Origin of the sequence: Halomonas urmiana (assembly GCF_005780185.1) — a bacterium.
In the GTDB taxonomy this organism is placed as follows: Bacteria; Pseudomonadota; Gammaproteobacteria; order Pseudomonadales; family Halomonadaceae; genus Halomonas; species Halomonas urmiana.
Genome location: NZ_VBUI01000039.1, coordinates 1 through 23,055 on the forward strand (window position 1 = coordinate 1; position 23,055 = coordinate 23,055).

Here is a 23,055-nt window from a genome sequence, read left to right on the forward strand (position 1 = left end):
GCGATGATCTACCTGATTGGCAGCCCCGTGGGGCGCCTGCTGGATCAGGCCAAATCCACATGATGTGACGAAGAACCCAAAAAGGGGGACACCAAGACCCCGTAGACCATGCCCTGGGCCGCAGCCGTGGCGGCCTGACGACCAAGATCCACATGGTCTGTGATCGGCATGGATGGCCGCTGACCTTCACGCTCTCCCCCGGACAGGACTCGGATACACGACACTTCATCCCGGCCATGGAACACGTTCACCTGCCTGGAACCAGGAGCAGGCCACGTAAGCGCTGTCGCTACATCGTGGCGGACAAGGGCTATGACAGCGATCCGCTGCGACGCTACTGCGACCGGCACCGCATGAAGCCGATCATTGCCCGACGCAAGATGAAACGAAAACCACACCCTGGCGCCCCAAGGGGCTTCGACAGGTCACGTTATCGAGAGCGGAACATCATCGAACGCTGTTTGGGTGGATCAAGGAACTGCGCCGTGTCTGCACCCGCTACGACAAGTTGGCCAGCAGCTTCAGAGCGATGGTATGCCTAGCCTGCATAGACCGCTGCCTACGTACCGACTTTCCAGACAAAACCTAGTCACGCCACGTTGGCTCGGGTGATGGACCTGGTGAGTGCCGAGCAGTTGCAGTCAGCCTTTGCCGAGTGGATGAAGGCCTGCCATGACGTTACTGATTGGGCGGTGGTGGCCATTGATGGCAAGACACTGCGCGGCTCGTACTGCCGCGGTAAGGGGAAGGGCGCCATCCACATGGTCAGCGCCTTCAGCGCGGCAAATGGGGTGGTCTTGGGTCAGGTCAAGACAGCGGAGAAGTCCAACGAGATAACGGCCATTCCTGAGCTGCTCAAGCTACTGAATCTTCAGGGCTGTCTGGTAACGATCGATGCTATGGGTTGCCAAAAGAAGATTGCCACTCAGGTCCTACAGAAGGGCGCGGATTACCTACTCTCGGTGAAGGAAAATCAGCCAGCCTTGGCAGATGCCTTTGAGGCGGCGTTCCCCATGGCCAAGGTGGTTAACTTCGGTGGGGATGCCTATGTCACGGATGAAAAGAACCGGGGGCGGCAAGAGACTCGCTACCACATCGTGAGTGAGATTACTAAAGAGTTTCAGAAGCTTAGCTACGAGTGGCCAGGGTTGAAAACGGTGGGTGTGGTCATGAGCTTTCGCCAAGAAGGTGATGAAGCCCCGGAGGCGCCGATGATCCGTTACTACATCAGCTCAGCCGAGCTTAGCGCCAAAAAGCTAGCCGAAGCGGCTCGCCAACATTGGTTTGTCGAGAACAAACTCCACTGGTCCCTGGATGTCGCTCTCCGCGAGGATGCCTGCAAAATCCACCGCGGATAGGCAGCGGAAAACCTCGCAAGGGCCAGGCATATAGCGCTGAATTACCTGAAAGGGGAGAAGTCTTTCAGGGGCGGAATCCGGTGGAAACAGAAGAAAGCGGCACTGAATGAGACCTATCTGGCAGACATTCTCGCGGTGTAGGCTTTTTCATGCGTTTTCCCCGGGTTTGTCGCCGGTTAGGAGAGATGCTATCTAAAATTTTCTCTGCTGCCTAAATTAACCTAGGTAAGTTTTTGTGGTTCTCTCATAGCAAGTTTAGGTGTTTAAATGACCAAAAGCCAGCCTTTAGTTTCTGTTTTATGTACTGTTTATAACGAAGTTCTATATATAAAGAAAATGATCTCTAGCCTGTCTTGCCAAAGTTATTGTAACCTAGAAGTTATTGTTGTTGATGATGGGTCTAATGATGGCACGGCAGATGTATTGAGGAGTGAGGTCCAGGAAAAAAGTTGGTTGAAAGTTGTTTTCCTTACTTCAAATAAAGGGAAAGCTTTCGCTCAAAATGTTGCATTTGATAATGCTATTGGAGACTACATATGCTTGCATGGTGGAGATGATGAATCGCACCCTGATAGAATTAAGCGGCAGTTAGAATTCCTTCTTAGATATGACCTTGACTGCTGTATTACGCAGATTTCCACATGTGATGAAGAAGGTGTTATCTTAGAAAAAGAATTCTCTAAATTCATAAGCTTTACAAAAAGTCCAGAAGAAATACTAAAGGGTTCTTCGTTTCCTGCAGGCACAATTATGATGTCAAAGTCACGAGCAGAAACTGTTTACCCACTACCGACATCCCTTCCTTATGAAGATAGATGGATAACATTTAAAATACAAAAGAATTGTAAGGCATTAGGTTTTGTGAGTTCTCCATTATATTTTTACCGACAACATAAAGGGAATTCTTACCTTTTAAAAAACGGAAACTCATACTTGCTTCAGTTTTCTGCCCTAAAGAAAATGAAAGAGCGGGACTTTATTGTTGATAAGGTCCTGTTTAATGAGTTTTCTGATGATGAACAGTCCGAGTTAAAGTGGCTGTTCTGTTTTAAGGAGGCCATGGTAGACAGGCTAAAATCAAATGAAATAGTCAGGTTCGATAGAAGAGTCTTGCTCTCTAATAGGATTTCTTTTGGTAGCAAGGCGTTTTACTTTTCTCCATCAATCATTTTTTTTATCCACCACTTGAAGTCAAGGTTTTATAGAAATTCAACATCCTCTATTGCTGGAGTAAAAGTGGATGGCGGAGTGATATTATATAACTGATTTCGGTGTGGGTATGGCGCAGAACTGAATGTGCAGCGACTATAATTCCTGAATTCAGGCCATGAACCTGTTCCCGAATGAATTGCTGACTAACCTTACTAGCTGCTAGCAGAGTATAGTTTCTATATGGGGTTGATCACTCTGTATTCTTTAGCTAAGTATTTTATTTAATTATTGGTGAGAAATGATTGTCTTTTCAGCCCTATATGATGGGAAGCCTCCGGAAAAAGCGAGATTTTTAGCGGCAGAAAAAAGTTCGATTCATAGTTAAAGCACTGAGCCGTATAGATGGGAGAATAGTGCTGGTTAACTCAGCGCCGAACCAGATTAATAAAGCCGATAAAATGAACGATGTAGATATAGATGGTGTCACCGCTCAGCTGGTCACCCCTAAAACCAAGTTGCATGGGTGGGCTGGCAGGCTTTTTAACTTAATAGATGTTTCTAGCGTTGTTGATTATGTGAGTAAGAATTTTGGGTCACCAGACATTGTGTGGTGTTATAATGGGTACACCTTCGAGTTAATGTTAGCTAAAAAATTTAAGCGGCAGTTCGGCCCTATGCGTCAACGTAGTTGTCACCTAAACGGATTGAGAGGTGATCAACGTGCGTTACCCCGCAGAGCGTAAGGAAGCCATCCTCAAGAAGATGGCGCCACCGATGAGCATGACCATCCCGGAACTGGCCGAACAGGAAGGCATCACCGCGACAACCCTCTACAATTGGCGGAAACAGGCCAGAGCACGAGGACAGGTTTTGCCATCACGTTCCACCAAGCCCGATCACTGGACCAGCCAGGAGAAGTTCCAGATCGTCCTGGAGACGGCCCCGATGAACGAGGCCGAACTCAGCGCCTATTGCCGCGAGCGTGGGCTCTACCCCGAGCAGGTGGAGGCCTGGCGGGATGCCTGCATGAACGCCAACGATGATGCAGCAGCCCAGGCCAAACAGCTCCGCCAGGCGCGTAAGGCGGAGCAGAAGCGGCTCAGCAAGCTGGAGCGCGAACTGCACTGCAAGAACAAGGCTCTGGCTGAGACGGCAGCACTGCTGGCCTTGTCAAAAAACTGTTTAGGGTGGGGCACCCTCTTGTCGGGACAGAAACTCGGCGGCTGCCTATACTCAGCCTGGGCGCCAGAGGCGCAGCCGATCGCTTTTTGGTGGTCCGTCCCCGGGAAAAAACGTGGTTCGGGCGGCGTGCTGGACTTGACAGTGGTGACACCCGTCTCGGGTGATCCCAGGGAAAACGCACGACAAACCGCTCTACGACGGGGCTTGTAGGGCAATCGAAATCCGCCTACCGTGAAACGCTAATGCATTTTTTCACGGATAGCCCTCATGCTGACGCCTTCATTGATGCACCATTTATCGATCATTCCGGACTTCCGCCAGGCGTGGAAAATCAAACATCAGCTGTCAGATATCCTCTTTCTGACCGTCTGTGCGGTGATCTGTGGTGCTGAAGGCTGGGAGGAGATCGAGGATTTTGGACACGCGAAGCTCGATTTTCTGCGCCAGTATGGCGATTTTGCTGATGGCGTACCCAGCCACGATACCCTGGCGCGCGTGATGGCACTGATCAATGCCACGCAGCTTCAGAAGGCCTTTGCCGACTGGATGAAGGCCTGCCATGAGGCCAGCGATGGGGCGGTGGTGGCGATTGATGGCAAGACGCTGCGCGGCTCCTATTGCCGAGGCAAAGATAAGGCCGCCATCCATATGGTCAGTGCCTTCAGTACCGCCAACAATGGTGTGGTGCTGGGCCAGATCAAGACGGACGCTAAAAGCAACGAGATTACGGCCATTCCTGAGCTACTGAAGCTGTTGGATCTCTATGGCTGCCTGGTGACCATTGATGCGATGGGATGCCAGAAGAAAATCGCCCAAACGGTCCGTGAGAAAGGCGCCGACTACCTGCTGGCGGTGAAGGAAAATCAGCCCAAGCTGGCTGCAGCCTTTGAGGAAGCCTTTCCGATGAGCGTGATCGCGAACTATCCCGGTGATTCCTATGTCACCGTTGAAAATAACCGGGGAAGGGAGGAGTCCAGGTATCATGTAGTTAGTGATATTACCAAAGAATTTCAAGATCTTAGCTACGAGTGGCCTGATCTGAAGACCGTTGGCGTCGTGCTGTCTTTCCGGCATGAAGGTGAGGATGCGCCTACAGACACGGTGGTACGTTACTACATCAGTTCTGCCACACTGACGGCGGAGCAATTCGGAAAAGCTGTCCGCCAGCATTGGCTGGTGGAGAATAAGTTGCATTGGTGCCTCGACGTAGCCATGCGAGAAGATGCCTCCCGAATTCATCGTGGTCATGCTGCGGAGAACTTGGGTACGGTAGAGTGCGACATATCGCGATGAATTACCTGAAAGGGGAGGCATGTTTCAAAGGTGGTGTGCGGCGAAAACAGAAGAAAGCAGCGTTGGATGAGACCTATCTGGCGGACGTTCTCGCGGTGTAATCATTTTCGTGCGTTTTCCCTGGGCTAGGTACGGCAGTCCGGGGTGACGCTGCCTGAGCCGCCACGTCAGGGTCGTAAGGCATAGCGTGGTGCGTGATGGCCCAGGCAATTCGCGCCGTCTTGTTGGCCAACGCCACGATCGCCACATTGACGTGCTTACGTTCCGTCAGTTGCCGGAGCCAGCGGCTTAGATTGTCGTCCTTGGTTCCCGTGTAACGCACCACCGCTCGGGCACCATGGACCAGTAACGTGTGCAGGTAACTGTCGCCGCGCTTGCTGATGCCCAGCAAGCGATCACGCCCACCGGTACTGTGTTGGCGTGGCGTCAGGCCCAACGAGGCGGCAAAATCTCGCCCGCACTTGAAGGCCTTGGCATCTCCCAGGGCCCCGGCCAGGGCACTGGCGGTGATCGGGCCAACGCCGTGTAGGGTCATCAGGCGTTTGGCCACTGGGTTGGTCTGAACATGCTGTTCGATGCGGTCGGTCATCGCGGCGATGCGCTCGTTGAGATAACGCAGGTCGTCTGCGAGGCCTGCCAGCAGGATCCGGAAATCGTCCGTGAGCCCTTTCTCTGCATCCTCCAGCCAGCACGGCAAGGCGGCACGCAACTGGCCAAGACCGGTAGGCGCCACCAGGCCGTACTCGCTGACCAGGCCGCGAATCTGGTTGGCCTTGGCGGTGCGCTGCTGGACCAGTTCACTGGGGATGCGATGCGCCGCCTGTACGTCCTGCTGAGCCACTGTCTTGATGGTCACGAAGCGCATGTGCGGGCGCGCCATGGCCTCACAGATCGCCTCGGCATCCGCGCGATCATTCTTGTTGCTCTTGACGTAGGGCTTCACGAACTGGGCGGCGACCAGCTTGACGCGATAGCCACGCGCCTGAAGCGCACGTGCCCAGTGATGGGACGAGGAGCAGGCTTCCATGCCAATTTCGGCGCCGACAGGAACGCGTTTGATGATGGCATCCAGCCACTTGTCGCGCTTGTACTTGCCACGCCATTCAACCTGGTCATGTCGGTCTACGCCGTGGACATGGAAGACCGATTTGGCAATATCAACACCAACACCAACGTGTGAAATGCTCATGGGATGCTCTCCTCTGCCACGGGCAACACCCTCTCAGTTTGGCGCGTCGGCGCCCGTCGGCGCCGGGAGGGTGGGGAGGACTCCATCCCATTGGTGAGCGGAGAAGGGTACCGGCGCTGGCCCTCCTGCCTCCACCGTGGTGTCTAAAGTGTTGCGGTCATTCTATGAATCCAGGATATAGCGAGGCAAGAGGGCGCGAGATGCCCTTCATTAAAATCTTTAACTGTAAATCACGAGGCGACTAATTAATTTTTTATATCACCTTGTTATTGTCAATGCGGAAGATTTTCCTCTATGAGTTATTTCTCAATATGTGAATGGATTAAATCTGGTCCGGTTAATCACATGGAATCCGACAGTTACACCTGTTTTATTAATTATTTAAATTCAAGGCGGAAAGTCCACACGAAATAGGACTCGTTTTGTGATTGGCTTTAAGCTAATGGCTTACTTGTAGGGTGAGTTTTTAATGATACTGATCTCTGCTCCATATGGCGGACAGCCGCCAGAAAATTCAAACTTCTTGGCGGCTGCAAAAAAAATACGATTCATAATAAATATCTTGGCAAAAATTGACAGCGTTGTGCTAATCAATTCTGCCCCGAAAGATAATTATAATGAAATTTTGGTTGACACTGTAAATATTTCAGGAGATGCTAAAATAAAAGTTATCACTCCAAAGGCAAGAAAAAATATATGGTTAGGGAGGGTTGTAAATTTACTGGAAGTGCCAGAGATAGTCAATTTTCTGCATAATAATTTTGGCGCTCCAGATGTAGTTTGGTGCTATAATGCTTATGCTTTTGAGCTTACTATAGCTAGATATTGTAAGAAAAAGTACGATAGCCGAGTTGTCCTCGAGTTTGAGGATTGGCATTTTGCTAGAAGCAGGGGGCTAAATCCCAAGCCTTTTGTTGATTGGTTTATATGGAAAAGAAGCAGGAAAGTTGTCGATTATGCTTTTGTAGTAAACTCCTTCCTTGAGGATAAGTTAAAAGACTTCCCATTAGAAACCAAAAGACTCCCTGGTGTTTTAAGTGAGAGTGTTTTGAGTTTGCAGAAGTCCTCGCCCCCATTTAAAGACTCCAGCGCCATAACTGTTGGCTATTTTGGTGGGTTAAATGTAGATAAGGGTGCTGGTTTTTTAATGGACTTAATTGAGGAGTCTTCACTTAGAGGTTTAAATATTAACTTTGTTGTGACGGGGAAAGGCCAGCTTTCTGAAGAGTTTTACAGATTGTCTTGCGAGTACTCGGATTCTTTATCGTTTATGGGTGCTGTGTCTGATGAGAAACTGGTATCAGCCATTTCAGAAGTTGACGTCATTGTTAATCCACATGTGGTCAACGAAGGGGTTTTTCCATTTAAAATAACTGAAGCAATTGCTAGCGGGCGGCTTGTTATAACCACGCCGTTAACTGATTATGGTAGCGATGGCTTGTTAGAAAAAGCAGTTGTTTTTTGTGATTTAGATATTGATTGTTTTCTTCAGGCCATAGTAGATTCTCCATTCTTTTATGATGAAAATAGCCATCATATGTTTAATCTTTTTTCAGAGTTGTCAGATATGTACTCAGCGAATGCCCTAAGGGAAAAGTTTTTGATTGCACTTGAAAGAAAGTCATGATTGTTAATAAATATAGATCTGAGAAAAGTTTCCTTAGGTTTTGGGCTTTGCTGTTGTTTGTAGTGCTTCCATTAGGACAGTTGCCATATTTTGTTCTTGGTGGCACGTTGCCGTCTCCTCTTCTTGTTTGGAGAGAGGTTGTTGTTTTTTTAATACCAGCAATTTATATTCTTTTTTATGGTTTGGTGGTAGCGCGGTTTGTGATCCTGGCAGTTGTTATAATGTCAGTTTTGACTAGCTTTCTGGTTTTTATGGCTGGTGCTGCGAGCTTAAATAGTGGTATCCCGCTTGTTCTTGGAGCCCTGACATATTTTTCTGTAATTTGGCTTTCCTTGTTTTTTCACTCTCTACCGCATGCTAGGTTATTATATATTTTAAAATTCTTAAAGTATTCTATGATATTTGGCGGGGGAGGGTTGGTCGTAGATTATGTTAGTGGCTATTCGATAAGCTCAAGTATTTCAGGTGGTGAGCGGATTGACTCGCAAATAACTTTGGTGCCAAGAGCGCTTTTTTTATATACCAGCGTTACATTTGCAGCATCACTGCTGGGTGTTATGCTCCTTTTTAACTCGATACTAGCTCCGATTGTGTACACAAATGATCACAGAGGGAAGGGGTACGTTAATGTCGTGGCAGTGCTATGTGCTGTTGGAGGTATATTAGTAACTTTTTCTCGCGTGGGTTTTGTTCTTATTTTTTTGTGGGCTATATTTAATCTTGTAACCAAGGTCAGTCTCAAGTCAATAATAAGTGGTTTATTTTCTCTTTGCTTTTCTTTTGCTTTTCTTTGGGCGTTTCTAGGTGATAAAGGTACTGATTTCCTATATAAGCGTGTTGAAAGCTTGTTTGTTTTAAATGAAAATGTAGATAGCCATAGAATTCTCCGCTGGAAAGAAGGTGTAGATGATATGGTTAAAAACTTTTTTACCGGAGCTGGCGTAGGCACTGGTAACACAAGATCGGCTCAGTACATCGGTATTAATCACTATGAAAGCACTCCTCTTTGGGTGTTCAATGAATCTGGCTTGATAGGTTTTTTGGTTTTTTTCTCGCCCTACATATCATCAATTTATTTTTTAGTTAGAGCTAGAATAAGTTTTAAAGATAAAATTTCTATTTTTTACCTGTGGGCAGGGATGTTGTTCGCTATATCAATCAACCCTGGTGGCTCTGCATATTTGTTTGTTGCATTGATTGTTTTTTTATCAGCTTGTTTGGCGAATAAAAGTCGGCGCCATTGTGCGGAATAAGTTTTCCTGTTTAAGTTGTGAATAAAGCTCTGTGTTGTCCATGCAGGCTTTTCTCCCAAAATTTTTCAGATAATAGCCTATCAGCATGCTAAAAATTTCATTAGGGTCAGGAGAGGTTTCTGTTGAGAGAGAATAAAAGAGGGGGTTGCCAGCCCGAGTATAGTAATAACCAACCAATCATGCCAAGTCATGTAAATATGAAGATATACTATGTTTCACCTAGTTTTTATCCTGCGATTGAGTATGGAGGGCCAATTTTTTCAACGCTCCATACATGTCGTGAGTTGATTCGAAAAGGGGTTGTTCTTGATATTCACTCGACGAATGTTAGTAGAAAAGGTAGGTTGGAAGTTCAAACATCACATCCTGTCGAGTTAAAAAATATAGGTGGACAAGTTTGGTACCATAGAGAGACGATTGCTAATAGAATTTCACTTTCACTTTTACGGCACATGCCGAGATCAGTTAAGAATTCAGACCTAGTGCATACGCAATCGATTTTTTCTATCTCCACCCCGGCTTCGATAATATTTGCTAAGGTGTTTGGTAAGCCAGTCGTTGTATCTCCTCGAGGATCTCTTGGAGAATGGTGTGTTAATCAAGGCTCTAAGCTAAAAAAGAGCTGGCTTAATTTTTTCTTTAAACCTTTCATTAATAATATATATTGGCACGTCACTGCAGATTCAGAAAAAATGGATGTTTTAAGATTTTTTCCTGAAGTTAAAAATGATAAATTCCTAATCGTGCCTAATGGGGTTGATAGAGTTATCGATAATCCTGTTTCAAGGGAAGAGCTAGAAAGTAATTTGAAAATTAATCTTCCAGATAAATACGTGTTATCTGTTGGAAGAGTTGATAAAAAAAAGGGGTTTGATTTCACAATCCAATCTCTCACTCATCTAGATGAGTCTATGCACCTTGTGGTTGCAGGAGAGGATTATGGTGAAAAGGATAATCTGTTGGGTATGGTTGATGATCTTGGGTTGAAAGGTCGGGTGCATTTCGTGGGGCAGGTTGAGGGCCCCGTTAAGGCTTCTTTATACTTCCATGCCATGATTTTTATGTTGAACTCTCGCCATGAAAACTTTGGGAATGTTTATCTTGAGTCACTTTCTTATGGAACGCCCATTGTAGCAAGTGATAATACGCCGTGGGGTTTTATTGACGAAGCAGGTGCAGGGTGTTGCGTTTCAAATGAACCTGAGTTAATTGCTGATAAAGCTAGCTTCCTGTTAGGCTTGGTTGAAAGTGGTGGTGCTGAGTTGGCAGACAGGTGCGTAGAAGTTGCTTCTGGTTTTTACTGGGAGAATATCGCCGAAAATTTTGTAAAAGAATATGATAGAATTATCAAGGTGGAAAATGAAAATCACGGCAATTATTCTGACATATAACGAGGAAAAGCATCTAGCACGCTGCATCGATAGCATTAAGGAGGTGGCAGATACTATAGTTGTTGTAGATAGTTTTTCCACTGATGCCACATTGGATATTGCTAGATCATATGGTGTTGATGTCGTTCAGCGCGAGTGGGTGAATTACGCAACTCAGTTTAATTGGGCGCTTACACAGATCGCTGTTGATACTAGCTGGGTGTTGCGTATTGATGCTGATGAAGTCTTGTCGGAATATTTGTCCACTGAAATTAAGCTGCATCTACCTGAGCTTGGGTCAAATATAGAGGGTGTCTATTGTGATCGGCGTATGAAATTTTTGGGTCAGCCTATCCGTTACGGGGGAGTGTTTCCAATCCGTGTTCTACGGTTGTTTCGCTATGGTCGTGGCGAATGTGAAAATCGTTGGATGGATGAGCACATCAAGGTGACAGGCCTAACAGAAGATTTCAAAGGGGAGATTGTAGACGATAACCTAAATTCATTAACATGGTGGACAGATAAACATAACAAATATTCAAGTAGGGAGGCTGTGGACATGTTGAACCTAGAGTATGATTTCATGGTCCATGATTCAGTAGCTAGCCTTCGAGGTTCGGATCAAGCTGGCCTGAAAAGATGGGTTAAAGAACGAGTGTATTCTCGGTTGCCTTGCGGCTTTCGCGCCTTTGCTTATTTTTTTTACCGGTACATATTCCGTCTTGGGTTTCTAGATGGTAGAGCTGGTGCTTCATTTCACTTTCTTCAGGGTTTTTGGTATCGCTATCTTGTGGATGCAAAAATTGAGGAAGTGAAGCGTCACATGCGAGAGAATGGAGTCGATATAAAGGTGGCTATGCATCGTATTCTTGGCGTGAGAGCTTGATTTTTAATTAATTGCTGCCCGATAGTTGGCTGCATGGTTTTCGAAACTTGGGGGTTGCTTTGAAAAAAAAGGCACTTGTCACTGGTGTGACCGGTCAGGATGGTTCTTATCTTGTTGAGTTACTACTTGAGGAAGGGTATGAAGTCCACGGCATTAAGCGCCGTGCCTCGTTATTCAATACTCAGCGTGTAGATCATATATATCAGGATCCACATGTCGAGAATCAGAACTTCGTGTTGCACTATGGGGACCTGTCAGACTCATCTAACCTGACGCGAATCATTCAGCAGGTGCAGCCTGATGAAGTCTATAATTTGGCGGCGCAGTCACATGTGGCGGTGAGTTTTGAATCTCCTGAATATACCGCTGATGTAGATGCGCTGGGCACGCTGCGGATTCTCGAGGCGATTCGCCTATTGGGTTTAGAGAAGAAGACCAAGTTCTATCAGGCGTCTACATCTGAGCTATTTGGTGAAGTTCAAGAGACGCCGCAGCGAGAAACTACCCCCTTCTATCCACGCTCGCCCTATGCAGCAGCCAAGCTGTATGCCTACTGGATTACAGTCAATTACCGCGAGTCCTACGGAATGTACGCCTGCAACGGCATCTTGTTCAATCACGAGTCGCCGCGCCGTGGTGAAACCTTTGTGACCCGCAAGATCACCCGTGGCCTGGCCAATATTTCTCAGGGGCTGGAAGGTTGCCTCTATATGGGCAATATGGATGCCCTGCGCGACTGGGGCCATGCCAAGGACTATGTACGCATGCAGTGGTTGATGCTGCAGCAGGGTGTAGCCGAGGATTTCGTAATCGCCACTGGCAAGCAGATCTCGGTGCGTGACTTCATCCGGCTGAGTGCTGAGGAGCTCGGCATCACGCTGTGCTTCGAAGGGCAGGGGGTCAATGAGATGGCCATCGTTGAGCGTATCAAGGGCGACAAGGCCCCGGCGCTTAAGGTGGGTGATGTGATCTTGAGGGTCGATGCGCGCTATTTCCGACCGGCCGAGGTCGAGACGCTACTGGGTGATCCGTCCAAGGCCAAGGCCAAGTTGGGCTGGGAACCGGAGATCACCGTGCAGGAGATGTGTGCCGAGATGGTCGCCGAGGATCTCAAGGTGGCCAAGCGCCATGCGCTGCTCAAGGAGCACGGCTACGACATTCCGGTCACGGTGGAGGGCTGAACATGGCACGCGATCTCGACCAGACGATCTTCGTCGCCGGCCATCGTGGCATGGTCGGCTCGGCCATCGTGCGCCGGCTGGAGGCACTGGGCTATGGCAACATCCTTACCGCCGGCCGGGATGAGCTGGATCTGTCTGATCAGGCTCAGGTACAGGCTTATTTCGAGCGCCACGCGATCGACCAGGTCTACCTGGCGGCGGCCAAGGTGGGCGGCATCCAGGCCAACAACAGCTATCCGGCGGAGTTCATCTACCAGAACCTGATGATCGAGGCCAACATCATCCATGCCGCCCATCGGACTGAGGTGAACAAGCTGTTGTTCCTGGGCTCGTCGTGCATCTACCCCAAGCATGCCGAGCAGCCGATGCGCGAAGAGGCGCTGCTCACCGGTACCCTGGAGTCCACCAACGAGCCCTATGCCATCGCCAAGATCGCCGGCATCAAGCTCTGCGAGAGCTACAACCGTCAGTACGGTCGTGACTATCGCAGCGTGATGCCCACCAACCTCTATGGGCCGAACGATAACTTCCACCCCGAGAACTCCCATGTGATCCCGGCATTGCTGCGTCGCTTCCACGAGGCCAAGCAGCAGGGGGAGAACGAGGTGGTGGTATGGGGCAGCGGCACGCCGATGCGCGAGTTCCTGCACGTGGATGACATGGCCGCGGCCAGCGTGCATGTGATGGAACTCGACGAGGCCACCTATGAAGCCAATACCTCACCGATGCTCTCGCATATCAATGTGGGTACCGGGGTGGATTGCACCATCCGCGAACTGGCCGCGACGGTGAAGCGGGTAACGGGCTTTCAGGGCGAGCTGACCTTCGATGCCAGCAAGCCCGATGGCACCCCGCGCAAGCTGATGGATGTCTCGCGGCTCGAGGCGCTGGGCTGGCAGGCCAGCATCACCCTGGAGGATGGCCTGCAGGATGCCTATCGCTGGTTCCTGGAACATCAGGACCGCTTCCGCGGCTGATCACCATGTGCGAGATGCAATCGACCGGCCAAGGTTGGCTAAGCGATGACGCCTTTCGCCAAGTGGTGGCGCATACCCCGCTGGTCTCGCTGGACTTCGTGGTGACCAATGCCCGGGGCGAGTGGCTGCTGGGTCAGCGGGTCAATCGCCCGGCCCAGGGCAGCTGGTTCGTGCCCGGCGGGCGGGTGCGCAAGAACGAGACCCTCGACGCCGCGGCACAGCGCCTGACCATGGATGAGCTGGGCCAGGCCACTGAGCTGGCCGGCATGCGCTTCCTGGGCGTTTTCCAGCACTTCTACGCCGACAGCATGCTCGATCCCGAGCTCTCGACCCACTATGTGGTACTGGCCTACCAGCTGAGGCTGGAGCCGGCGCTCGAGACCCTGCCACGCCAGCAGCACGGCGGCTATCGCTGGTGGCCGCCGCACGCCATCGCTCACGACGAAACGGTGCACGCCAATACGCGTGCCTACCTGCCGCCGGTTCCGTCCTGATACCCAAATAAGGAGTTCCCATGATCACGCCCGTCATCATGGCCGGGGGCAGTGGCTCGCGGCTGTGGCCGCTGTCGCGCCAATTGCGCCCCAAGCAGTTCCTGCCACTGACCGGCGAGGGCAGCATGCTGCAGGAGACGCTCAAGCGCCTGGCGCCCCTCGAGCATCGCGCACCGCTGCTGATTTGCAACGAAGAGCACCGCTTCCTGGTGGCCGAGCAGGTGCGTCAGCAGGGCATCAGCGACGCGCGTATCCTGCTCGAGCCGGAAGGGCGCAACACCGCGCCGGCCATCGCTCTGGCGGCGCTGCAGGCGGTGGAAGAGGATCCCGAGGCGCTGCTGCTGGTGCTGGCCGCCGATCATCTGATTCGCGACGTGGCGCAGTTCCACGAGGGCGTGGGTCATGCCCGGCAGCTTGCCGAGCAGGGGCAACTGGTGACCTTCGGGGTGGTGCCCACCCATGCCGAGACCGGCTACGGCTATATCCAGCGCGGCGAAGGACAGGGCGACGTGGGCTTCCGGGTCAAGCGCTTCGTCGAGAAGCCCGACCAGGTCACCGCCGAAGACTACCTGGCCACCGGCGACTACTACTGGAACAGCGGCATGTTCCTGTTCTCGGCCAAGCGCTATCTGGAGGAACTCGAGCGCTTCCAGCCGGCGATGGTGGAAGCTTGCCGCGCGGCGCTGGCTGGTGCCAGCGAGGATCTCGACTTCACGCGGCTGGATGCGGAGGCCTTCAGGGCCTGTCCGGCCGATTCGGTCGACTACGCGGTGATGGAGCGTACCGAACACGCCAGCGTGGTGCCGCTAGACGCCGGCTGGAGCGATATCGGCTCCTGGTCGGCGCTGTGGGAGGTCAGCGAGCGCGACGGTCAGGGCAATGCCTGCCATGGCGACGTGATGCTCCACGACAGCCATAACCTGCTGGTGCATGCCGATCATCGCCTGGTGGCCACGGTGGGCGTCGAGGACCTGGTGGTGGTGGAGACCAAGGACGCCGTGCTGGTAGCGCGCAAGGACCGGGTGCAGGAGGTCAAGCAGATCGTCTCGCGCCTCAAGGCGGAAGGCCGCAGCGAGCAGGAGAGCCACCGCGAGGTCTATCGCCCTTGGGGCGTCTACGACAGCATCGATCACGGTGAGCGCTATCAGGTCAAGTGCATCACCGTTAAGCCCGGTGCCAAGCTCTCGGTGCAGATGCATCACCATCGAGCCGAGCACTGGGTGGTGGTCTCGGGCACCGCCAAGGTCACTATTGGCGATCAGACCAAACTCATCAGCGAGAACGAGTCGACCTATATCCCTGTCGGCCAGGTCCATGCCCTGGAAAACCCTGGCAAGATCCCGCTGGAGCTGATCGAGGTGCAGTCGGGTTCCTACCTGGGCGAGGACGATATCGTGCGCTTCAACGACCGCTATGGGCGCTGCTGATGAGTGAGTCGCTGACGATCTCCGTGATCACCGCCTGCTTTAACAGCCAGGCCACTATCGGCGAGGCCATTGCCACCCTCAAGCGCCAGCGCTGGCCGCATATCGAGCATGTGGTGATCGACGGCGCCTCCAAGGATGACACCGTAGCCGTCGCCCGGCAGACGCTGGGGGAGGGCGATGTGCTGGTCTCCGAGCCGGACCGGGGCATCTACGATGCCCTCAACAAGGGAATCGACCGGGCCAGTGGCGAGGTGGTGGGATTCCTGCACTCCGACGATCTCTATGCCCACGACGAGGTGTTGTCCCGGGTCGCCGCCTGTTTCGAGGATCCCACCGTGGGTGCGGTCTATGGCGACCTGCAGTACGTGGATGCGGCCGATACAGGCCGTGTGATCCGTCACTGGACGTCCGGCGCCTTCAGCCACGGCAAGTTGAAGCGTGGCTGGATGCCGCCGCACCCCACCTTCTTCATGCGTCGTGAGCTCTACCAGGAGCTGGGCGGCTTCGACCTGGGCTACCAGATCGCCGGCGACTACGACGCGTTACTGCGTTACCTCGCCAGCGAGAAGGTCAAGGTCACCTATCTGCCCGAGGTGCTGGTCAAGATGCGTGTAGGCGGGGCCAGCAACGGCAGCCTGAAGCAGATCCTGCGTAAGTCTCGCGAGGATGTGGCTGCCATGCGCAACAATGGCATCAATCCCCTGGTGGCGCTGCCGTACAAGAACCTCTCGAAGCTACCGCAGTTCCTGGACAAGGGCGCGAAAGGTAAGCGTGGGGAGCCGGCATGAGTCGCGTGATCTCGGCAGACAGCCATTTTCGCCGTCAGCGGGCATGAACGGAGTCGATAGGGAAATGATGATTCAGAAGGAGCTTGACGAAAGCGGTGTAGCTTTCGGTACCAGCGGCGCACGCGGTCTGGTAACCCAGTTGACCGACGAAGTGTGTGCCGCCTTCACCGCGGCCTTCCTGGGCATGATGCGCCAGCATAGCCGGGTGGAGAGGTTGGCCATCGGCCGCGATCTGCGTCCCAGCAGCCCCGCCATGGCGGCGGCCTGCACGGCCGCGGCAAAGGCGCTGGGTGTGCAAGTCGACGACTATGGCGTGCTGCCGACCCCGGCGCTGGCGTTGCAGGCCATGACCGACGGCGTGCCGGCCATCATGATCACCGGAAGTCATATCCCGTTCGATCGCAACGGCATCAAGTTCTACCGCCCTGAGGGCGAGATCACTAAGGCCGACGAATCGGTGATCCTGGCCGCCCAGGGAGAGCTGCCGACCCTGGCGGCCGGCGAGTCGCTACTGTCCTCCTCTCGGGCGTGGGAGACCTATGTGGCGCGCTACACCGAGTGGTTTGCCGGTCAACCCCTGGCGGGCTGGCGTGTGGGCCTCTATCAGCACTCGGCGGCGGGGCGTGACCTCAACCACCAGGTGCTCGAGGCGCTGGGCGCCAAGGTGGTGGTGCTGGGCCGTAGCGAGGACTTCGTGCCGGTCGACACCGAAGCCGTCGGCCAGGCCGACCGTGAGCGTGGCCGGGCCTGGGCCGAGGAACATCGCCTGGATGCGCTGCTCTCCACCGATGGCGACGGCGATCGGCCGCTGCTGGGCGATGAACGAGGCCACTGGCTGCGGGGCGATATCGTCGGGCTGCTCTGCGCGCGCGAGCTGGGCATCCAGGCCCTGGCGGTGCCGGTCAGTTGCAACACGGCCATCGAATCCTCGGGTGTCTTCGAGGCCGTGCAGCGTACGCGCATTGGCTCGCCCTATGTGCTGGCGGAGATGGAAGCGATTTCCAAAGAGTATTCACGCGTGGCCGGCTTCGAGGCCAACGGCGGCTTCCTGCTGGGCAGCGACCTCCAGGAGGGAGATCGTCGTCTCGGTGCACTGCCCACCCGCGATGCGCTGCTACCCGCGCTGACACTGATGGTGGCCGCCGCCCAGAGAAGCGTGGCGCTTTCCGCCCTGGCCGGTGAGTTGCCTGCGCGCTATACCGCCAGCGATCGGCTCCAGCAGGTGCCCACCGAGCGCAGCCGAGCGCTGCTGGCAAGCTGGAAGGCCGATACTGAGATGATGCGCCAGTCGCTGGAGTTGTCGTCAGTAGTTGCCTCTCAAGACATCACTGATGGGCTAAGGGTTACCCTGCACAATGGTGAGATCGTGCACCTGCGCCCCTCCGGCAATGCCCCCGAACTGCGTTGCTACGTGGAAGCCGGCGGCGAGGAGCGCTCACAAGCACTGGTGGAGCAGGTAATGGGAAGGCTGGGGGCCATCTTCGCCAGTGAAGTGGGCTTACATTGACACCACGGATTCATGATCAAGATGGTGTTTTCCCTTTTTGTGAACCAACTCATGACATGGAGTGTTTGATGCCATCCTTGCGCAAGGTGATTATTCCGGTGGCCGGTTTCGGGACACGCCTGCTGCCGATCAGCAAGGCCATTCCCAAGGAGATGGTGCCGGTGGTGGATCGGCCGCTGATCCAACATGTGGTGGACGAGGCGTTAGCGGCGGGCCTCAACGAGGTGGTGTTGGTGACCCGCAGCGGCAAGTCGGCGGTGGAAGACCACTTCGATACCCACTTCGAACTCGAGGCCAGCCTGGAAGCCAAGGGCAAGCAGGCACTGCTCGATGAGCTGCGCGCCATCGCGCCGCCCGAACTCAAGTTGACCGTGATCCGTCAGCACCAGGCACTGGGCCTGGGGCATGCCGTGCACTGCGCCGCTCACCTGCTCGAAGAAGGCGAACCGTTCGGGGTGATCCTGCCCGATGTGCTGGTCAAGCCTCAGCCCGGCAACCAGATCGTGGATATGGACGAGATGGTCGCGCAGTGGCAGGCCACCCAGCGGGCGCAGATCATGGTCGAGGCGGTGCCCCGCGAGGAGGTGCAGCGTTACGGGATCGTCGACTGCGGGGGTGATGAGCCGCGTGCGGGCAAGGCCATGGCGATGGCCGGCGTGGTCGAGAAGCCGGCTCCGGAACAGGCGCCCTCGCGGCTCTCGGTCATCGGCCGTTATATCCTGCCGTATCGCGTCATGACCCTGCTGGCGGATACCCCGCGGGGTGCCGGTGGCGAGATCCAGCTCACCGATGCCATCGCCCGGCTGATCCGCGAGACCGGCGGTGTCGATGCCTTCCGCATGCGCGGGCGCACCTTCGATTGCGGGCAGATTGCGGGCTGGCTGCAGGCCAATCAGGTGCTGGCCACGGAAGCCGGGTATCTTTCGGCACCTGCTAGCGAGACGCGGTCGACAAGCCCCGAGCCCGAGAGCATGGACTGAATCAGGGAGAGATTATGGCGATTCTCGTTACCGGCGGCGCCGGGTATATCGGTTCGCACACCGTGGTCGAACTGCTGCAGGAAGGCTACGACGTGGTAGTACTCGACAACCTGGTCAATGGTGCCCGTGAGGCGCTGTATCGGGTCGAGGCGATCACCGGCAAGGCGGTGCGGTTCATCGAGGGCGATGTGCGCGATCGCGCACTGCTGGATGGGGTGTTTGCCGAACATGCCATCGAGGCGGTGATTCACTTCGCCGGGTTGAAGGCGGTGGGTGAGAGCGTCGAGCAGCCGCTAGCCTATTACGATACCAACGTGCATGGTTCCATTGTGCTCTGCCAGGCGATGGCCGCGGCCGGAGTCTACAGGTTGGTTTTCAGTTCCTCGGCCACCGTCTACGGGCCGGATGCCCCGGTGCCCTATGTGGAGACCATGCCGCGGGGGCGTACCTCCAACCCCTACGGCAGTTCCAAGGCCATGGTGGAACAGGCGCTGACCGATCTGTGCCGCGCAGATGCGCGCTGGTCGGTGGCGCTGCTGCGCTACTTCAATCCCATCGGTGCGCATCCTTCCGGGCAGATCGGCGAGGATCCCCGAGGCATTCCCAACAACCTGATGCCGTTCATCGCCCAGGTGGCGGTGGGGCGCCGGCCGGAGCTCTCGATCTTCGGCGACGACTATCCGACCGAGGATGGCACCTGCGTGCGCGACTATCTGCATGTGATGGACCTGGCTGATGGCCACGTGGCCTCGCTTTCAAGCCTCGAGGCTCCCGGCGTGCATGTCTACAACCTGGGCACCGGGCAGGGCGTCTCGGTGCTGGAGATGGTCACCACCTTCGAGCGGGTGACCGGCCAGCGGGTGCCGTATCGCATCGCCCCGCGCCGTGACGGCGACCTTGCTGCCTTCTGGGCCGATGCCAGCAAGGCCGAGCGAGAGCTGGGCTGGCGTGCTGAGCGCGGGCTTGAGACGATGCTTCGCGATACCTGGCGATGGCAGGAGCAAAACCCCCAGGGCTATGCCTGACCCGCCTCTCATGATGTGGGCCTTTCGAGATTCTCGCTGCGCCCAGAATGGAACGCTGGCCTTTTCGTGACTGTTCGCGTGCCTCGGGTGTGTGGATGATGGGCCGATGCCATCCACGCGGAGGAGGCGAGAGGATTCCGTGGCTCCCTGGTGGTGAGGCTGGCATGCTGTGCGCATTTAATGACGCATTTGAAAAAAATTGATCACGCAGGGATACGAAAGGACGCTGGGAACCATGAAACTCTTGATCACCGGGGTGGCGGGCTTCATCGGCCATGCCGTCGCCAAGCGGCTGTCGGGGCAGGGCCACGAGATCCTGGGCATCGATAACCTGAACAACTACTACGATGTCTCGCTCAAGCAGGCGCGCCTGGATGACCTGACCGGGTGCGAGGATGTTCACTTCCTGAAGCTGGACCTGGCCGATCGGGAAGGTATGGCGGCGCTCTTCGCCGAGCAGCGCTTCGACCGGGTGATTCACCTGGCCGCCCAGGCCGGGGTGCGCTACTCGCTGGAGAATCCGCATATCTATGCGGACAGCAACCTCATAGGGCACCTCAACGTGCTGGAGGGCTGTCGTCGCCAGCAGGTAGAGCATCTGGTCTATGCCTCTTCCAGCTCCGTTTACGGGATGAACGACAAGACCCCGTTCTCTACGTCCGACAGCGTGGATCACCCCGTCAGCCTGTATGCCGCCACCAAGAAGGCCAACGAGCTGATGGCGCATACCTATTCGCACCTCTATGGCATGCCCACCACGGGGCTGCGCTTCTTCACGGTGTATGGCCCCTGGGGCCGCCCGGACATGGCGATGTTCAAGTTCACCCGAGCGATCCTCGCGGGGGAACCGCTGCAGGTGTTCAACCAGGGCGAGATGTCGCGGGATTTCACCTACATCGACGATATCGTCGAGGGGGTGGTGCGCACCCTTGACGTGATCCCCACCGCCGATCCGACCTGGCGGGCCTCCCAAGGCGGGCCGGATAGCAGCAGTGCGCCCTATGCGCTCTATAACATCGGCCATGGCAGCCCAGTAGGGCTTATGGACTTCATTCGCGCCGTGGAAGCCGCCACCGGGAAAGAGGCGATCTGCGACTACCAGCCGATGCAACCCGGCGACGTGCCACGCACCTGGGCGGATACCGAGGCCCTATTCGCCGCCACCGGCTATCGGCCACGGGTCAAGGTCGAGGAGGGTGCTCGGCGGTTTGTGGAGTGGTATCGCGGGTATTATGGGGTGTGAGGGGCGAGGTTCGAGGGGCGAGGGGAGAACAGGTGCGCGGTTCGAGGGGCATGGACGCCGCGATTCCCAGTGGCTATGCTGCAGTGATGCATTAATGCAGCAATGATGTAACCTGCATTAATGCTCCATCTTGCATGCGAGGTACCCCAGCATGAGTGCCGAAGCCCTTATTGACCCGAACGACTACCAGGCGCCCAAGACCTACGAACGCTTCGTTGAGGATCTCAAACGATCCGCAACGGCGGCGGGCAAGCCGATCATCGACCCCAGATTGTTCGCTCGCGCATTGGGCATGGATCTGCAAGTTCTGGCTGCGGATGCCCATGTGCACCGAGTTACTCTCTCACGTGCCCAAGGGAGCGAGAAGCTGCAAGGCTTTCTGCGCGATGCGCTGCAGGTGTTGCGTGCTGCCACGGACATCAATGGGGACTTCAGACATGCCCTGTTCTGGTTTCGGAACGAACCCATCAGCACCTTCGATTATCGAACGCCGGAAAGACTGGTCAGTGAAGGTCGAACCCAAGACCTGGTACGTTACCTGCAAGCGCTGAAGGCCGGGGCGGTAGGGTGAAGGTACGAGGGGCGAGGGACGAGGTACTAGGTTCGAGGGGCGAGGGGAGAACAGGTTCGAGGTGTTAGGTACGAGGGTAGAGGTGCCTCGCTTCCTCGCTCCTGACCCCTGCGATGCGTAGACTGGCCGGCATGCTGAGTTCAAGGACAATCTGATGATCGAAGCCCTGGACATCAACAACCTGGGTCCAATAGAGCAGGTATCGTGGCAGCCCTCGCCGGGCTTCAACGTGGTGATTGGGGTCAATGACTCCGGCAAGACGCTGCTCCTCAAGGCGCTGTATAGTGCCGTGCGGGCCCGCGAGGAGTTTCAGCGTGGCGATGATGCGCGGACTTTTCGCCAAGTGCTGGATGACAAGCTGACCTGGACCTTCCAGCTGCCAAAGCTGGGCGATGTGGTCCGGCGCGGGGGGAGCGGACCTTGTGAGGTGGCCATTACGCTCGATGGCACCCCCCTGTCTTTCAAGTTTACCGGCCATGCCGAGAAGGGCGTTGGCCATGCCAGCAATGAGACCCGGGGCCGCCAGCACACCTCGATCTTCATTCCGGCCAAGGAGGTGCTCTCCATGGTTGGCGTGATCAAGGAAACGCGCGCCCAGCAGAAGTTCGGCTTCGATGACCCTACGCTGGATCTGGTCACGGCGCTGGAGGCGGAGCCTTCACGCGGCAAGCCGCCTTTCGGTGATGCGCGCTCCCAGCTGGAAGCGTTGATCGGCGGACGGATCCTGGATAAACCCGGTAAGGGCTGGGTCTTCCAGGCGGGACGATCCGATTATCCGGTGGCCATCACGGCAGAGGGCATCAAGAAGATTGCCATCATCGATCGCCTGATCGTCAATCGTACGCTTTCCAGCGGCTCACTGTTGTTTATCGATGAACCAGAGTCATTTCTGCACCCGGCGGCTGCGGTCAAGCTGATCGAAATCCTGGACAAGCTGGTCAAGGAAGGCGTGCAGGTTTTCATGGCCACTCACTCTTTCTTCGTGTTGAAGAAGCTGATGATCATGGCCCGCCAGCAGCGGATATCGATTCCCGTGCTGAGCCTGCAAGGCAGGGGAGGGGGCGCCCCGGTGACACAAGACCTGCAGGATGGCATGCCGGATAACCCCATCGTGGATGTGTCGATCGCGCTTTACGAGCAAGAGCTGGAAGCGGAGCTAGGTGCATAGACGATGGCGCTTACCGAATACGAAGAATCGGGGCTGCGATTCCGTTTTGCGCCAGAGCGTATCTTCAAGCCCGATGCGCTTCCGCAGAAAGGATTGCAGGGGGTCAAGGGATGCGACTTTATCTGGCGCAAGGGTGACCGCAAGGTGTGGGTCATTGAGGTCAAGCACAGTGCGCCGCGGAGCGCTGCCGATCTCAGGGTGTATCTCGATGACCTGCTGGAAAAGTTTACCCACTCGCTGCTGCTGCTGTGGCTGGCACGGGGTGGTGGTCGTCACCCCCAGGTCGATATTCCGGAATCACTGATTTCGGGCTCTTCGTCGTTGGGTGTGGAATTCGCCCCCTGAGCTGGGCCAGGATATGACCTCCACTTGGACAGGAGGCTT

General features: G+C 54.8%; 19 protein-coding genes and 3 pseudogenes. 21 read left to right on the plus strand and 1 reads right to left on the minus strand.

The window, feature by feature from the left end; genetic code table 11:
* Nucleotides 1–77: 77 nt before the first annotated feature.
* The 5 genes and pseudogenes from FEI13_RS17660 to FEI13_RS17680 all read left to right on the plus strand — a co-directional run.
* A pseudogene (locus FEI13_RS17660) lies at nucleotides 78–589 on the plus strand (IS5 family transposase); the annotation flags it as partial.
* Between the two features lie 31 nt (nucleotides 590–620).
* On the plus strand, nucleotides 621–1,358 hold the full coding sequence (locus tag FEI13_RS17665; RefSeq protein WP_240036565.1) for an ISAs1 family transposase: 738 nt from the start codon (nucleotides 621–623) through the stop codon (nucleotides 1,356–1,358).
* A gap of 267 nt (nucleotides 1,359–1,625) precedes the next feature.
* Nucleotides 1,626–2,624, plus strand: coding sequence for a glycosyltransferase family 2 protein (locus FEI13_RS17670; RefSeq protein WP_138182824.1), 999 nt, complete (start codon nucleotides 1,626–1,628; stop codon nucleotides 2,622–2,624).
* 597 nt (nucleotides 2,625–3,221) lie between these two features.
* On the plus strand, nucleotides 3,222–3,902 hold the full coding sequence (locus tag FEI13_RS17675; protein ID WP_138182825.1) for a transposase: 681 nt from the start codon (nucleotides 3,222–3,224) through the stop codon (nucleotides 3,900–3,902).
* Between the two features lie 57 nt (nucleotides 3,903–3,959).
* A pseudogene (locus tag FEI13_RS17680) lies at nucleotides 3,960–5,086 on the plus strand (ISAs1 family transposase).
* Between the two features lie 68 nt (nucleotides 5,087–5,154).
* Here FEI13_RS17680 and FEI13_RS17685 read toward each other — a convergent pair.
* A pseudogene (locus FEI13_RS17685) lies at nucleotides 5,155–6,174 on the minus strand (IS110 family RNA-guided transposase); the annotation flags it as partial.
* Between the two features lie 469 nt (nucleotides 6,175–6,643).
* Here FEI13_RS17685 and FEI13_RS17690 point away from each other — a divergent pair.
* From FEI13_RS17690 to FEI13_RS17765, 16 genes are all read left to right on the plus strand, one after another.
* Nucleotides 6,644–7,801, plus strand: coding sequence for a glycosyltransferase (locus FEI13_RS17690; protein WP_138182826.1), 1,158 nt, complete (start codon nucleotides 6,644–6,646; stop codon nucleotides 7,799–7,801).
* Complete coding sequence (locus tag FEI13_RS17695; protein ID WP_138182827.1) at nucleotides 7,798–9,054, plus strand: O-antigen ligase family protein; 1,257 nt, start codon at nucleotides 7,798–7,800, stop codon at nucleotides 9,052–9,054. Before FEI13_RS17690 ends, FEI13_RS17695 begins: the two co-directional genes overlap by 4 nt.
* Before the next feature lie 122 nt (nucleotides 9,055–9,176).
* Nucleotides 9,177–10,445, plus strand: a complete 1,269-nt coding sequence (locus FEI13_RS17700) for a glycosyltransferase (RefSeq protein ID WP_138182828.1) — start codon at nucleotides 9,177–9,179, stop codon at nucleotides 10,443–10,445.
* Nucleotides 10,414–11,310 (plus strand): glycosyltransferase family 2 protein, encoded by an 897-nt coding sequence (locus tag FEI13_RS17705; protein ID WP_138182829.1) that lies wholly within the window; start codon nucleotides 10,414–10,416, stop codon nucleotides 11,308–11,310. Before FEI13_RS17700 ends, FEI13_RS17705 begins: the two co-directional genes overlap by 32 nt.
* 59 nt (nucleotides 11,311–11,369) lie before the next feature.
* The gene (gmd, locus tag FEI13_RS17710; protein WP_138182830.1) at nucleotides 11,370–12,491 is read left to right on the plus strand and encodes a GDP-mannose 4,6-dehydratase; all 1,122 of its coding nucleotides are present in this window, start codon (nucleotides 11,370–11,372) and stop codon (nucleotides 12,489–12,491) included.
* Nucleotides 12,492–12,493: 2 nt separating this feature from the next.
* Nucleotides 12,494–13,468: a GDP-L-fucose synthase gene (gene fcl / locus FEI13_RS17715; protein WP_138182831.1), complete on the plus strand. Its 975-nt coding sequence runs from the start codon at nucleotides 12,494–12,496 to the stop codon at nucleotides 13,466–13,468.
* Nucleotides 13,469–13,473: 5 nt separating this feature from the next.
* Entirely contained in the window at nucleotides 13,474–13,962 is a 489-nt protein-coding gene (locus tag FEI13_RS17720) for a GDP-mannose mannosyl hydrolase (protein WP_275668763.1), read from the plus strand.
* 20 nt (nucleotides 13,963–13,982) lie between these two features.
* Complete coding sequence (locus FEI13_RS17725; RefSeq protein ID WP_138182832.1) at nucleotides 13,983–15,389, plus strand: mannose-1-phosphate guanylyltransferase/mannose-6-phosphate isomerase; 1,407 nt, start codon at nucleotides 13,983–13,985, stop codon at nucleotides 15,387–15,389.
* Nucleotides 15,389–16,177 (plus strand): glycosyltransferase family 2 protein, encoded by a 789-nt coding sequence (locus FEI13_RS17730; protein WP_204758421.1) that lies wholly within the window; start codon nucleotides 15,389–15,391, stop codon nucleotides 16,175–16,177. Before FEI13_RS17725 ends, FEI13_RS17730 begins: the two co-directional genes overlap by 1 nt.
* Nucleotides 16,178–16,244: 67 nt before the next feature.
* Nucleotides 16,245–17,684 carry a phosphomannomutase gene (locus FEI13_RS17735; protein WP_338035090.1) on the plus strand — a complete coding sequence of 480 codons (1,440 nt, stop codon included), beginning with the start codon at nucleotides 16,245–16,247 and terminating at the stop codon, nucleotides 17,682–17,684.
* Between the two features lie 68 nt (nucleotides 17,685–17,752).
* The gene (locus FEI13_RS17740; RefSeq protein ID WP_138182834.1) at nucleotides 17,753–18,664 is read left to right on the plus strand and encodes a UTP--glucose-1-phosphate uridylyltransferase; all 912 of its coding nucleotides are present in this window, start codon (nucleotides 17,753–17,755) and stop codon (nucleotides 18,662–18,664) included.
* 14 nt (nucleotides 18,665–18,678) lie between these two features.
* The gene (galE, locus tag FEI13_RS17745) at nucleotides 18,679–19,689 is read left to right on the plus strand and encodes a UDP-glucose 4-epimerase GalE (RefSeq protein WP_138182835.1); all 1,011 of its coding nucleotides are present in this window, start codon (nucleotides 18,679–18,681) and stop codon (nucleotides 19,687–19,689) included.
* Nucleotides 19,690–19,924: 235 nt separating this feature from the next.
* A complete protein-coding gene (locus FEI13_RS17750; RefSeq protein ID WP_138182836.1) occupies nucleotides 19,925–20,932 on the plus strand; it encodes an NAD-dependent epimerase in 1,008 nt (335 codons plus the stop codon).
* A 151-nt stretch (nucleotides 20,933–21,083) separates the two neighbouring features.
* Nucleotides 21,084–21,503 carry a DUF2384 domain-containing protein gene (locus tag FEI13_RS17755; protein WP_138182837.1) on the plus strand — a complete coding sequence of 140 codons (420 nt, stop codon included), beginning with the start codon at nucleotides 21,084–21,086 and terminating at the stop codon, nucleotides 21,501–21,503.
* 154 nt (nucleotides 21,504–21,657) lie between these two features.
* Complete coding sequence (locus FEI13_RS17760) at nucleotides 21,658–22,671, plus strand: ATP-binding protein (RefSeq protein ID WP_138182838.1); 1,014 nt, start codon at nucleotides 21,658–21,660, stop codon at nucleotides 22,669–22,671.
* A gap of 3 nt (nucleotides 22,672–22,674) precedes the next feature.
* Nucleotides 22,675–23,016 (plus strand): hypothetical protein, encoded by a 342-nt coding sequence (locus tag FEI13_RS17765; RefSeq protein ID WP_138182839.1) that lies wholly within the window; start codon nucleotides 22,675–22,677, stop codon nucleotides 23,014–23,016.
* The last annotated feature ends 39 nt before the right edge of the window (nucleotides 23,017–23,055 follow it).

Excerpts from the sequence above, each read along its gene's own strand:
- FEI13_RS17670 (WP_138182824.1), top strand. The coding sequence starts at position 1,626 with ATGACCAAAAGCCAGCCTTTAGTTTCTGTTTTATGTACTGTTTATAAC.
- FEI13_RS17720 (WP_275668763.1), top strand. The coding sequence starts at position 13,474 with ATGTGCGAGATGCAATCGACCGGCCAAGGTTGGCTAAGCGATGACGCC.
- FEI13_RS17725 (WP_138182832.1), top strand. The coding sequence starts at position 13,983 with ATGATCACGCCCGTCATCATGGCCGGGGGCAGTGGCTCGCGGCTGTGG.
- FEI13_RS17730 (WP_204758421.1), top strand. The coding sequence starts at position 15,389 with ATGAGTGAGTCGCTGACGATCTCCGTGATCACCGCCTGCTTTAACAGC.
- FEI13_RS17695 (WP_138182827.1), top strand. The coding sequence starts at position 7,798 with ATGATTGTTAATAAATATAGATCTGAGAAAAGTTTCCTTAGGTTTTGG.
- FEI13_RS17765 (WP_138182839.1), top strand. The coding sequence starts at position 22,675 with ATGGCGCTTACCGAATACGAAGAATCGGGGCTGCGATTCCGTTTTGCG.
- FEI13_RS17690 (WP_138182826.1), top strand. The coding sequence starts at position 6,644 with ATGATACTGATCTCTGCTCCATATGGCGGACAGCCGCCAGAAAATTCA.
- FEI13_RS17735 (WP_338035090.1), top strand. The coding sequence starts at position 16,245 with ATGATTCAGAAGGAGCTTGACGAAAGCGGTGTAGCTTTCGGTACCAGC.
- FEI13_RS17755 (WP_138182837.1), top strand. The coding sequence starts at position 21,084 with ATGAGTGCCGAAGCCCTTATTGACCCGAACGACTACCAGGCGCCCAAG.
- galE (WP_138182835.1), top strand. The coding sequence starts at position 18,679 with ATGGCGATTCTCGTTACCGGCGGCGCCGGGTATATCGGTTCGCACACC.
- fcl (WP_138182831.1), top strand. The coding sequence starts at position 12,494 with ATGGCACGCGATCTCGACCAGACGATCTTCGTCGCCGGCCATCGTGGC.
- FEI13_RS17740 (WP_138182834.1), top strand. The coding sequence starts at position 17,753 with ATGCCATCCTTGCGCAAGGTGATTATTCCGGTGGCCGGTTTCGGGACA.
- FEI13_RS17750 (WP_138182836.1), top strand. The coding sequence starts at position 19,925 with ATGAAACTCTTGATCACCGGGGTGGCGGGCTTCATCGGCCATGCCGTC.
- FEI13_RS17705 (WP_138182829.1), top strand. The coding sequence starts at position 10,414 with ATGAAAATCACGGCAATTATTCTGACATATAACGAGGAAAAGCATCTA.
- FEI13_RS17760 (WP_138182838.1), top strand. The coding sequence starts at position 21,658 with ATGATCGAAGCCCTGGACATCAACAACCTGGGTCCAATAGAGCAGGTA.